Genomic DNA, 12,628 nt, shown 5'->3' on the forward strand with positions numbered 1-12,628 from the left:
GAACCGTCATTAAATTCAAGGATTTTATACAATGATCGTTTTTTTAATCAGCTCATGCAAATTGGAACGACTTACGAAACGAGTTCTGGAACTATCGCTCAACAGGAATTTACTTATGTAGAAGTACCTACAGGACAAGGAGTTTACACTTGGAACGATTATAACGGAAACGGAATTCAGGAATTGGAAGAGTTTGAAATTGCCGTTTACCAAGACCAAGCGAGATATGTGAGAGTCTTTTTGCCGAATCAGATTTATATTAAAACCAATCAAAACAAGTTTTCGCAATCCTTAACTTTGAATCCGTTACAGTGGCAAAATGAAAAAGGTTTCAAAAAACTGTTGTCTTATTTCTATAATCAGACTTCTTTTATAATGGATCGAAAGGTAAAAAGCGAAGGCGAAAAACTAGAACTTAATCCGTTTAATTCCTCAGAGGAAAATATTTTAGGACTGAATTCGAGTTTTAGAAACAGTTTATTTTACAATCGAGGCAAGCAAAAACATTCTGTTACGTATTCATATTTGGTAAACAAAGGCAAAAGTTTACTTTCTATTGGCTCACAAAACGTCCAGAATTATTCGCATCAAATTCAATACACACATTTATATCAAAAAAGCTGGCTGTTTAATTTCTTTAGCAAAACCATAAAAACTGATTTGGTTTCTAAAGATTTTACAGAGAAAAACTATGATATTCAAGGTTGGCAATTGGCGCCCAAAGTGAGTTATTTATTTTCTAAAAACACCAAACTGGATTTCTTTTATGAACTTCAAAGCAAGAAAAACCAAATTGGAAATTTCGAAACTTTGGACCAAAACAGAATTGGAACTTCTTTTTCTTATGCGGGCGAAAGGAAAGTAACCGTAAATGGCGAATTTTCTTTTTATGAAAATAAATTTAATGGAAACGAGTTTTCGTCTGTAGGTTTTCAGATGCTGGAAGGGCTTCAAGCAGGATCAAATTTGGTTTGGAAACTTCTTCTACAAAAGAACATTACGTCTTTTTTGGATGTTAATTTAAATTATCAAGGACGCAAAAGCGATACTGGATCTACCATTCATACAGGAAATGTTCAGCTTCGTGCATATTTTTAATTGGTTGCGAAAAAGATGACAATAAATTGCTTAATTTTAATTGAAATTTAAATATCTAACCCTATGAAAAAATTAGTATTGTTCTGTTTAATGGTTGTTTTCTCTTCTAATTTTTATGCACAAGAAACAACTGCAAAAACTACAAAAAGTAAAACAGAAGCTTCAGCAAAAAAAGCAAAAACAACTGCAGACAAAGCTTCGGCTGATGCCAAAAAAGAAGCTACAAAATCTAAAAAAGCTGCTGACGATGCAAAAGCAGCTTCGTCTAAAGCAAAGAAAGAAACTGCAGACGCAGCAAAAAAGACAGCAGACAAACAAGCTACTAAAGCTAAAGCTGATGCAAAAAAAGCTACTGTAGAATCTGATAAAGCGAAAAGCACTGCTGACAAAGCAAAAACAAGCGCAGATAAAGCTAAAGCCGATGCAAAAAGCTCTACCGCAAAAGCTGACGCTGCTAAGAAAGATGCCACAGCTGCTAAAAAATCGGCAACTAAGACTTTAAAGGAAACTAACGAAAAAGCACCTGCTGTTCCAGATAAAGTTACTGGCGAATACAATGGTAAAAAAGTATATACTGGACCAAGAGGCGGTAAATACTACATTAACAAAAATGGTAATAAAACGTATATTCAGGATTAAATTTCTAAGATGCTGAGACTCTAAGTCGCTAAGTTTCTAAGATTAACAAATTAAGCCGAACTAATAGTTCGGCTTAATTTTTTTAACAGAAAATCTTTGAGCTTAGCGACTTAGCATCTTAGAAACTTAGAACCTTAAATTAATAATTTAGTAATACCCTCGAAATAACATAAAAAACATATTTGTCTATCTTCGTTTTTAAAACGTGTTAAAAATGAGCATAGATTATTCTGCGAATAAAACTATTTTAATTGCTCCATTAAATTGGGGACTTGGACATGCCACTAGATGCATTCCTATTATCAAAGCGCTTCAAGAGAATAATTACATTCCTATTATTGCTTCAGACGGAATTGCATTGTCTTTATTGCGAAAAGAATTTCCTTACATACAAACTTTAGAATTACCTTCTTACCATATTGAATATGCAAAGAATGGTAAAAACTTTAAATGGAAGCTGATCAAAAATCTTCCAAAAATGATTACTGCCGTTTTGGATGAGAAAAAAATGATCAATCATTGGATTAAAAAACATGGTATTGACGGCATCATCTCAGACAATAGATTAGGAGTTTTCAGCAAGAAAGTGCCTTCTGTTTTTATTACGCATCAACTGAATGTAATGACAGGAAATACAACTTGGTTTACAAGTAAATGCCATCAGTATTTCATTAAAAAATATAATGAATGCTGGGTTCCTGATACTAATGAAAAAATAAACTTAACAGGAGATTTAGGTCATTTAAAATCGAATGAACTAAATCTAAAATATATCGGTCCGTTAAGCCGAATGAAGAAAAAGGATACTCCAAAAATATATGATTTAATGATTATATTGTCTGGACCAGAACCGCAACGTACTTTCTTGGATGAAAAACTGCAAAAAGAAGCCGCAAATTATCCTGGAAAAGTTGTTTTTGTACAAGGTGTTGTAGAAAAAACACAGACTAAAAGAGAATCAGGAAATGTTACCTATTATAATTTCATGAACTCTAAACAGTTAGAACAGACTTTTAATGAAAGTGAATTTGTTTTATGCCGTTCTGGATATACAACTGTAATGGATTTGGCAAAACTAGGCAAAAAAGCTTTTTTTATTCCGACACCTGGTCAATATGAACAGGAATATCTAGCCATAAAACTTCAGGAAGAAAATCTTGTGCCTTATGCAATGCAAGACGACTTTAGTATTGAAGATTTATCAAAAGTAAAATCGTTTAAAGGATTAACACAATTTGAAAATAACATTGACTGGGATTCTCTATTTAAGGTTTTTGAAGACAAAACTGCATAATTGCACGCCGATAAAACGGATCTATAAGTTGTTTTTCGCTATAAAAAAAACCTCCAGTTAAAGCTGGAGGTTTTTCATTTTTTATATAAAGAAATCAGTTTTCATAAGCGTCTTTGCGACAGCAAATGCTTCTAATCTGTGTCGATTTAGAAGTTAAACTGCGCTTGTAATCTAAGCACATTTCCTTGTTGTCTGTTTATTGGAAGTGCACTGTCTACAAAGCTTCTGTCTGCCACTACATATTCAGCAGTAAATTCAAATGCTTTGATTGGCTGCCATTCTATGCCAAATTCGTAATCTCTAACGACGTAGCTTCTAGCATCTTTTTCGTATTTTTTTCCTCCGTCATAATATTGAAATTTGGCGAAAGGATAAATACGCTGCTTTTTAATATCCCATTTATAGTTTAATAAAACATAACCACCGTTCAAATCGGTTTGGTCAATGGTATTGGTAAGAGTATTGTATCTAGGTCCAGTTCCTATATTATATTCTGTCTGGATTCCGAATGGTCTCGGATATAAAACGAAAGTTGCTCCCACTCTCTGATCTTTTACATATTGAGGATCGTTAACAATAACTCCTGACGAAACTTCTCCCGTAAAAGCCCATTTACCAGTATAAGCCTGAATTCCTGGTTCTATAATCTGACTTCCAATAACAAAAGGATAGGTTACTCTTGCCACAACATTTAAGTCTCTGTTTCCGTCTAGTTTATTTGCAATCTGACCATTGTAAACTCCAAAAGCAAAAACACCAAAATCTCCAGAACCTTTGTAACCGTCTTTAACCAACATTTCAAAACGCTGTCTAATTTCGGCTGGAGCCCAGTAAAAGAATATTCCTAAATCACGTTCATTTAAGATTGAAGAGTTGATTGCATCGGCACGGTCTAAAGTTAAACGTTGCGAACTTGATTGCATGTTTTCAAAACCGTACGGGATTTTACTTTGTCCAACACGAACACGATATTCTTTTTTCTTGTCGAAAGAAAGATCAAAATACAAGTCACGAATCTGCACAAAATTATTAATTCCACTTGCTGGTGAACTTGCAAAATCGGGTTGAAAATAAAAAAATACATTCGGATGTACTTGTCCAGAAAACACTAAACGAGCACGGCGAATAAAAAGTCCGTTATTTGCTTTTGCATCTGGAGCTGTAGAAGTAGTCCCCCAAGATCTATCACATTGTTCGCAAGAAACTTTATCGTTTGTAGAAAGTAAACCATTGTATCTAATCTGTGCGTAACCTCTTAAGGAGATTCTATCGTACCAATGTTCTTCAACTCCTCCTCCAGACTTGGTTTCCGGAAGTTTTGCTTTGTTTATAGAATCTAAAATACGCATTACTTCGTTTTTTACATCCTGTTTATTCAGCTCTTGCTTATTTGTTTCTTGTGCATTGGCTGCACAAGTTAGCAGTAATAAAACGGCTAATAGTTTTCTTTTTATCATTAGTTCTGTAATTCCCTTAATTTCAGGATGCAAAGATGGAGCACCTATGTTAAGAAATCATTAACCAGATGTTACTATAATAAAAATTTAATGTTATGACCTAAATCCGTATGTTTATTTATTGTTAAACACCTTTGTTTTAGGGCTTTCAGCAAAACTGACGTTACGATTTTTTAACGTCAATTTTTGTCGTTTTATTTGCTTTTTCGAGTGTAAAAGAGAATTCAGAGCCAATTCCGAACTCACTTTCTACGTAAACTTTCTCTTTATGAGCTTCAATAATATGTTTTACAATCGCCAATCCTAAACCAGAACCGCCTTCAGATCTTGTACCGCTTTTATCTACTCTGTAAAAACGTTCAAAAAGTCTTGGAATGTTTTGTTTTTCAACACCTTCTCCGTTATCGCTAATACGGATTAAGACTTTTTTCTTGGTTAAATTTACTACTCCAACTTCAGTCAAACCGCCTTCTTTTCCGTATTTAATAGAATTCACAATCAGATTTTCCAACACTTGTTGAATTCTGTCTTGATCTCCTCTTATCATTACAGACTGTACATTTTTGCTTTCAAAAGCCAGTTTAATTTTCTTTTTGTCTGCCTTCATTTCCAAAAGCTCAAAGACATTCTGAATTAGTTCAACAATATCAAAATCAGTAATATTTAAATCTAAATCTCCCGATTCTAATTTGGTAATCATATCCAAATCTTCAACAATATAAATAAGACGCTCTACCCCTTTTTCGGCACGCTTTAAATATTTTTTTCTGATATTTTTATCGTCCATTGCGCCATCAAGCAAAGTTGAAACGTAACCTTGAACCGTAAATAAAGGTGTTTTTAGTTCGTGCGAAACGTTTCCTAAAAACTCTCTTCTATATTGTTCGCGGATTTCGAGCATTTCGATTTCAAGTTTTTTATCCGTCGCAAACTTTTTCACTTCACGCGAAAGCGTTTCCATATCGGTATTAATCGGCTGATTGATTAATGTTGTGGATTCTAGCAACGAAACCTCATCGTAAATTTTCTTCACTCTTCGGTAAATAAAGCGTTCTACACGATATTGTAAAACCAGAAAAGAAAAAATATAGATTACGATTATGAAAATTATTCCAAACGCAACTTGATGTTTTAATTGATTTTTATAAAATAATGACATTAACATCAGTACAAATGCTGTTGTAAAGAGACTGATATACAATGCCGATTTTATGGCGAATTTGTATGTTTTTTTAAAATTAATTTTCATTGAAATAGTTAAATATTAAAGATTATTTTTCACCATATAAGTAATATAAGTTCATTTAAAAATAACTTTTTTTTGGAATAAATAATAATTTTGAAAAGCCCATCTTTATCAAAGTCAAGACTTTGACAAAAATGAGCTTTTTTATTTTAAAGTAAACTATAATTTTAAATGAACTTATATTACTTATTTGGTTCACTTTTTATAGAAATACTAAACTTCAAATTTGTAACCAACACCTTTTATAGTTTTAAAAAGATCTTCTCCTATTTTCTCGCGCAGTTTTCTGATGTGAACATCAATTGTTCTTCCTCCAACTACAACTTCATTACCCCAAACTTTATCCAAGATTTCGTCTCTTTTAAAAACTTTCCCTGGTTTTGAAGCCAATAGATAAAACAATTCGAATTCTTTTCTTGGCAAAGCAATTTCTACATTGCCTTTTATGATTTTGTATTCCTCACGGTTAATCTCGATTCCGCCTACATTTAAAGTATCTGTAACAACTTCTTGTTCTTTTAACCTTCTTAACAAAGCCTTTACTTTTGATACCAACAATTTTGGTTTAATTGGCTTGGTAATGTAGTCATCTGCACCAGCGTCAAAACCAGCCACTTGAGAATAATCTTCACTTCTTGCTGTAAGAAATGTTATGATAACATTATTTAATTCTGGAATTTTTCTAATATGCTCGCAAGCCTCCATTCCGTCCATTTCTGCCATCATCACGTCCATAATGATTAATTCTGGCAGCTCTTTCTGCGCTTTTGCTATAGCATCTTTTCCATTAGAAGCTGTAACAATCTGGTAGCCTTCCTGAGCAAGGTTATAGCCAACGATTTCTAAGATATCTGGTTCGTCGTCAACTAATAAAATCTTAGTTTGTGTTTTTTTCATAAATAGCAAAAATTGAGATTTTTATATCGAAACTTCTTCATTAAACATTCGATATTTCTTATTTCACAGGGTAAATATACTAACAAAAGAACCTTTAAAAAATGGTGTTAACCGTAATTTAATCTCGTAACAATTTGATAATCTTAACAACACAAAAACATAACAAGCCGGTAACATGGACTTCACAGAGCGGTTCTTTCTTTGCACAAAAATAATTAAGACACAAACACAACACTGAAAAAAATGAAATTCAATTTAAGATTTCTCTTTATTGCATTATTTATCTGTACGATTTCGATCGCGCAAAACAAAGGTACGATTTCTGGAGTTCTAACTGACAAAGATATGAACAACGCATCTCTACCATTTGCTAATGTTTTAGTTAAAGGTACAAATATTAGCGCAAATACCGACGTAGACGGAAAATATTCCTTAAGCGTAAATCCTGGAAACTATACTTTAATCTTTAGTTTTTTAGGATATGAATCTGTAGAAGCTCCTGTTGCTGTAAAAGCAAATGAAACTGTAGTGGTTAATCAAGGACTTTCATCAGGAAGTTATACTCTTAAAGATGTAGTGGTTCAAGCTTCAACTGGAGGCAAACAAAAAGAATCTGCTTTACTTCTAGAACAAAAAAATGCTGTAGATATTAAACAAGCTATTGGTGCACAAGAACTTTCTAAAAAAGGTGTGAGCGATGTTGCCAATGCTGTTGTAAAAACTACTGGTATTACTAAACAAGAAGGAACCAATAATATTTTTGTGAGAGGTTTAGGAGATCGTTACAACTCTACAACAATGAATGGACTTCCTATTCCATCAAATGATCCTGAGAAGAAAAACATCAACTTAGATATTTTCTCAACAGATATTATTGAATATGTTTCTATCGACAAAGTATACAACGGAAAATTCTTTGGAGATTTTGCGGGAGGAAATGTTGACATCGTTTCAAAAGACTACAAAGGGAACGGTTTCTTAAAAATTGATTTTGAATCAAAAATAAATACAAACGCTATTAGCGAAAACAACTTTACTTTACAAAAAGGACCAAATGCTTTTGGATTTAGTAAAGCTGAAATCCCAAATAATCCTTTGACACAATACAATTACGGTTCTTTGCAATTTGACAAAAAGACACCAATTGGAGGATCTTTTGGAATCTCAGGTGGTGATTCTTATAAAGTTGGTGAAGAAGGAAAAATCAATATCTTCGGAACTGCATCTTTCACAAACGAATATGCTTCAAGAACAGAAGGTATTGCAAGGGGTAGTGTTAATGCTGCTGGTGTTGCTGGAAAAGATTTGGATTACAACTATCTTTCATACAATACAAATACCACTGCAATGTTTAATGCTGGGTACAAAATTAACAGTAATAACAAGATTAACTTCAATACTTTGTTCATCAATACCTCTACTCAAAGAAAAGAAGAATCAAGAGGTTATATTGTTGACTTAGCAAACGAAGGAAACGGATACATCCGAAGAAATGAATATGAAAAATCAGCTTTATGGGTAAACCAATTATTAGGAGAGCACAAATTAAGTGATAGAAGCACATTTAACTGGGGCGGATCTTTTAATACTGTAAAACAAGATATTCCAGACAGAACATACAACACTATGAATGTTCTTGACCAAGGTTATGTAATCAACTCTCAATCTGCGCCAAACAACCACCGTTATTTTCAAACTTTAAAGGAAAACGAATTAGCGGCAAATTTATCTGTAAACTACAAATTCAATAAAAATGAAGAAGGAGATTACAAAGGAAAATTTACTTTAGGCTACAACGGAAGGTTTAAAAACAGAGATTTTGAGGCAACTCAATTCAACTTTAAAACTACAACATTCCCAGTTTCTCATACAGGTGATATCGTAGACCCAAATAACTTGGATTTATTCTACAACCAACAAAACTTGGATAACAACTTCTTTACCATTTCTACTTTCCGTGGAGGACCAGAAGTTCCAAACGCACTTGACCCACAAACATATAATGGAGACTTGACTATTAATGGCGGTTTCTTAAATACAGAATACAAATTCAACAATAAATTTACTGCAGTTTTAGGATTAAGAGCTGAAGTTATTACACAAACTGTTGACTGGAGCACGCAGTTAGATCCTGCAGGAGGAAGCGATAAATTAGACAAAACAGCTTTCTTACCAAGTTTGGTATTGAAATATGAACTTAACGAAAAACAAAATTTACGTTTCGGATTCAGTAAAACTTATACATTGCCACAATTCAAAGAAAGATCTCCTTTTATCTACGAAGAATTTTTACAAGCTAAAATTGGTAACCCATTTTTATATGCTTCAGATGATTACAACTTTGACTTAAAATGGGAAATATTCCCGAACAGTGATGAAGTTCTTTCTGTAACAGGTTTCGGAAAATACATCTTAAACCCAATTAACGAGGTAGTTATTAACTCTTCTACAAATGATATCTCTTATGTAAACTCAGGAGATTATGGTTATGTAGCTGGAGCAGAGGTAGAATACAAGAAAACACTTTTTAATTTCGATAGCGAAAATGCTAAAAAATTAACTGGAGGAATCAACGTATCTTACTTATACAGCAAACAAGAGCTGAATAACGAAAAAGTTCAAGAAGAAACACAAGGAACACGTCCAACTACTTTTACCAACACAACAGGTAAATTTACAGGAGCTTCTCCTTTGTTATTAAATGCCGATTTATCTTTCTTCAACGAATGGAATGACAAAAAAAGCAATTTGACAACAACTATAGCTTACAATTACTTCTCTGATCGAGTAAATGCAATTGGTACATTAGAAAAAGGTGATTTAGTTGACAAAGCTGTTGGTTCATTAGACTTTATTGCAAAATCGAAATTGAACAAAAACTATAGCCTTGGTTTTGTTGCAAAAAACTTACTTAACCCAACTATAGACAGAGTTCAAGAAAACAAATCGGGCGATGTAAGCGTTTTGAGCTACAAAAAAGGATTGAATTTAAGCCTACAGTTTAGTTACGAGTTCTAAACCGAAAAAATATTTAATTAAAAAAAGACAGCTTCTAAAAGCTGTCTTTTTTTTACCCTTTAGTTCAAAATATTTTCTTAACAAATTAACATTTCCTTAATACAAACTATTCGTTTTATTAAACTAACAATTACAGTAGCTTAACACCTAAAAAAGATTTCTAATCCATCTTTGCAACAGAAATTAAACACAAAAAAAATTATTAAAACGATTATGAAAAAATCAATTTTAAATTTCGTTACAGTTTTTGCTTTATCAGGAGTTTTGCTTACAAGCTGTTCTTCTAACGATGATGATAAAAAACCAACTTCTACGTTTACAGCAGATCCTGCTAATTTTCAAGGAAAAATTACTGATGGTGAAGTAATTCTTGATGCTACTAAAACGTACAAATTAACTGGAGCTATTAAAGTAGAAAATGGTGCTACTTTGACAATTCCTGCTGGAACAGTAATTGAAGGAACTGGTGGAACTGCTGCTTACATCGCAGTTGCTCAAGGTGGTAAAATCAACGTAAACGGTACTGCTGCTAAACCAGTTATTATGACTGCTTCTGTAAAAGCTGCTGGTAAATGGGGTGGATTAGTAATTTGTGGAAAAGCACCAATCAACCGTGATAATGGTAAGACTACTACAGCTACATCTGAAGTTGCTGAGTTAACTTATGGTGGAACTGTTGCTAATGACAATTCAGGTTCTATTAAATATTTAAGAATTGAGTACGCTGGTGCTGCTTTCAATACTGAAAAAGAATTCAACGGACTTTCATTCTTCGGAGTTGGTTCAGGTACAACTGTTGAAAACGTACAAGCTTACTACGGAGCTGATGACGGATTTGAATTCTTCGGAGGAACTGTAAATACTAAAAACTTAATCTCTATCGGTAACGAAGATGACCAATTTGACTGGACTGAAGGATGGAGTGGAACAAACGAAAACTGGTACGGTAAATTAGATTTCGGAAAAGGAAACAGAGGAATTGAAGCTGATAACTTCGAATTTGGATACGCTTTTGCTCCAATCTCTAACCCAACTATTACAAACTTAACTCTTGTTGGACCTGGAAGTACAGCTTCTACGGCAAACTTCCAAGAAAACCAAGCTATCAAATTAAGAAGAGGAACTAAAGCTAAATTCTCTAACGTAGTAGTAACTGCTTGGGCAACTGGTGTTGATGTTGAAAACGATGAAACTATCGCTTTTGTTGGTACAGATTTAAAAATCACAAACATCTTATTTGGTGCTGATATAGCTACAAAAACTAAAGGAAAGAAAACAGACGGAACTTCAGCTAATGTTTCTGCTGTAGCTGTTGAGTCAGCTTCTGCAACTGGAGCTGGAGCTGGTATTGCTCAACCAACATGGGCTGCTGGATGGTCAGTAGGTTTCTAATCACTTCGAACACATAATGTTAAAAACGTCCTAATTCTTTAGGATGTTTTTTTTTGGCGTACTTTTTGTAATTTTTTTTGTATATTTACAATATCCAAATATACGCGATGGCAAAAAACTACTTTTATATTACTTTCTTATTGGCATTTTTCTTCACTGTAAGCGTTTCGGCGCAAGACAGCAAGCAATTACCAAAAACTCAGGAATCTACTTCTATTGAGGGTTTAAGCTTGTATCCTAACCCAGTGACAAATGGCAAAGTCTATATATCGTCTAAAAACGATTTAGAGAAAGAAATTATTGTGTTTGACATCTTAGGAAAAAAAGTTTTGCAAGCCCATTTAGTTTCAAGAGAACTAAGTGTTGCAGAATTACCTCCTGGTGTATATATCATCAAAATAAGTGAACAAAACGCATCGGCAACCCGAAAACTCATTATACGATAAAAGCTCCATTGGAGCTTTTTTTAGTTTTAAGACTCAGTGCCTGTATTTAGTTTACACACTTTACTGCACAACAAGATTGAAAACTGTCACTGAATACTGCGACTAAACACTAAATATAATATCTTTGCAAAAAAAAGTTTTGATTACAGCCAGCGATATCTTTACCATTTCAAGTCAAAAACAATTTGAAAAAATAGCATTAAAAGTGTTTCGTTTTCAACATGAGAACAATAAAGTGTATCGTGACTTTTGTGATTTTTTAAAAATTAATCCACAGCAGGTAAAATCACTGCAGCAAATTCCTTTTTTACCCATTCAGTTTTTCAAAAGTCATGATGTAGTTTCTAATACAGATCCTGTACAAGTAACTTTTACAAGCAGCGGCACAACCGGAATGATTACTAGCAGACATATCGTGACCGATGTTTCTCTATATGAGGAAAGTTACCGCAAAGGATTTTCTCAGTTTTATGGCAATATCGAAGATTACGTTGTTTTAGCCCTTTTGCCGTCTTATTTAGAACGCGAAGGCTCTTCGTTAATTTACATGGTCGAAGATTTAATAAAACTCTCTAATCAGCCTGAAAGCGGGTTTTATTTGCACAATCACGACGACTTAATCAAAAAACTTCTTGAGCTTGACGAAGCAGGCCAAAATGTGATCTTAATTGGAGTTACGTATGCTTTATTAGATCTGATTGAAAAACATCAATTTAACCTTCAAAATACCATTATTATGGAAACTGGAGGAATGAAAGGAAAACGCAAAGAAATGATTCGTGAAGAATTGCATGATATTTTATGTAAAGGTTTTGGCGTTTCATCTATTCATTCAGAATATGGAATGACGGAGCTTTTAGCGCAAGCTTATTCTCTTGGCGAAGGAGTTTTTGAATGTCCTTCTTGGATGCATATTTTAGTTCGAGATCCAGAAGATGCTTTAACCTATGTAAAAGACGGAAGAACTGGCGGAATCAATGTAATTGATTTAGCTAATATTAATTCGTGTTCTTTTATTGCTACGCAAGATTTAGGCAAAAAAAATCCCAACAACTCTTTCGAAGTATTAGGACGTTTTGATAATTCTGATATTCGTGGATGTAACTTGATGGTTCTTTAAATTGGTTAATCGTTGATTTGT

The 12,628-nt window shown here is 33.4% G+C and carries 9 protein-coding genes and 1 pseudogene; 7 read left to right on the forward strand and 3 right to left on the reverse strand.

Annotated features, from left to right (window positions below; genetic code table 11):
- From B3J44_RS08485 to B3J44_RS08495, 3 genes and pseudogenes are all read left to right on the forward strand, one after another.
- Positions 1-1,098 (forward strand): annotated as a pseudogene (locus B3J44_RS08485) (hypothetical protein); the annotation flags it as partial.
- A 63-nt stretch (positions 1,099-1,161) separates the two neighbouring features.
- On the forward strand, positions 1,162-1,737 hold the full coding sequence (locus tag B3J44_RS08490) for a hypothetical protein (RefSeq protein ID WP_286967789.1): 576 nt from the start codon (positions 1,162-1,164) through the stop codon (positions 1,735-1,737).
- Between the two features lie 214 nt (positions 1,738-1,951).
- Positions 1,952-3,031: a glycosyltransferase gene (locus tag B3J44_RS08495; RefSeq protein WP_286967790.1), complete on the forward strand. Its 1,080-nt coding sequence runs from the start codon at positions 1,952-1,954 to the stop codon at positions 3,029-3,031.
- Positions 3,032-3,177: 146 nt separating this feature from the next.
- Here B3J44_RS08495 and B3J44_RS08500 read toward each other — a convergent pair whose 3' ends face one another.
- From B3J44_RS08500 to B3J44_RS08510, 3 genes are all read right to left on the reverse strand, one after another.
- Positions 3,178-4,488 (reverse strand): porin, encoded by a 1,311-nt coding sequence (locus B3J44_RS08500; RefSeq protein WP_286967792.1) that lies wholly within the window; start codon positions 4,486-4,488, stop codon positions 3,178-3,180.
- Between the two features lie 163 nt (positions 4,489-4,651).
- Complete coding sequence (locus B3J44_RS08505) at positions 4,652-5,737, reverse strand: sensor histidine kinase (protein WP_286967794.1); 1,086 nt, start codon at positions 5,735-5,737, stop codon at positions 4,652-4,654.
- A 210-nt stretch (positions 5,738-5,947) separates the two neighbouring features.
- Positions 5,948-6,631: a response regulator transcription factor gene (locus B3J44_RS08510; protein ID WP_008465097.1), complete on the reverse strand. Its 684-nt coding sequence runs from the start codon at positions 6,629-6,631 to the stop codon at positions 5,948-5,950.
- Positions 6,632-6,874: 243 nt separating this feature from the next.
- Here B3J44_RS08510 and B3J44_RS08515 point away from each other — a divergent pair, with 243 nt between their 5' ends.
- The 4 genes from B3J44_RS08515 (at position 6,875) to B3J44_RS08530 (ending at position 12,607) form a co-directional block, all read left to right on the forward strand.
- A complete protein-coding gene (locus tag B3J44_RS08515; protein ID WP_286967796.1) occupies positions 6,875-9,649 on the forward strand; it encodes a TonB-dependent receptor in 2,775 nt (924 codons plus the stop codon).
- Positions 9,650-9,862: 213 nt separating this feature from the next.
- A complete protein-coding gene (locus B3J44_RS08520; protein ID WP_198855447.1) occupies positions 9,863-11,041 on the forward strand; it encodes a hypothetical protein in 1,179 nt (392 codons plus the stop codon).
- 107 nt (positions 11,042-11,148) lie between these two features.
- On the forward strand, positions 11,149-11,487 hold the full coding sequence (locus B3J44_RS08525) for a T9SS type A sorting domain-containing protein (protein WP_095928275.1): 339 nt from the start codon (positions 11,149-11,151) through the stop codon (positions 11,485-11,487).
- Positions 11,488-11,626: 139 nt separating this feature from the next.
- The gene (locus tag B3J44_RS08530; protein WP_286967807.1) at positions 11,627-12,607 is read left to right on the forward strand and encodes an acyl transferase; all 981 of its coding nucleotides are present in this window, start codon (positions 11,627-11,629) and stop codon (positions 12,605-12,607) included.
- Positions 12,608-12,628 lie beyond the last annotated feature (21 nt).

Source organism: Flavobacterium sp. UBA4854 (assembly GCF_002399805.1).
In the GTDB taxonomy this organism is placed as follows: domain Bacteria; phylum Bacteroidota; class Bacteroidia; order Flavobacteriales; family Flavobacteriaceae; genus Flavobacterium; species Flavobacterium ginsengisoli.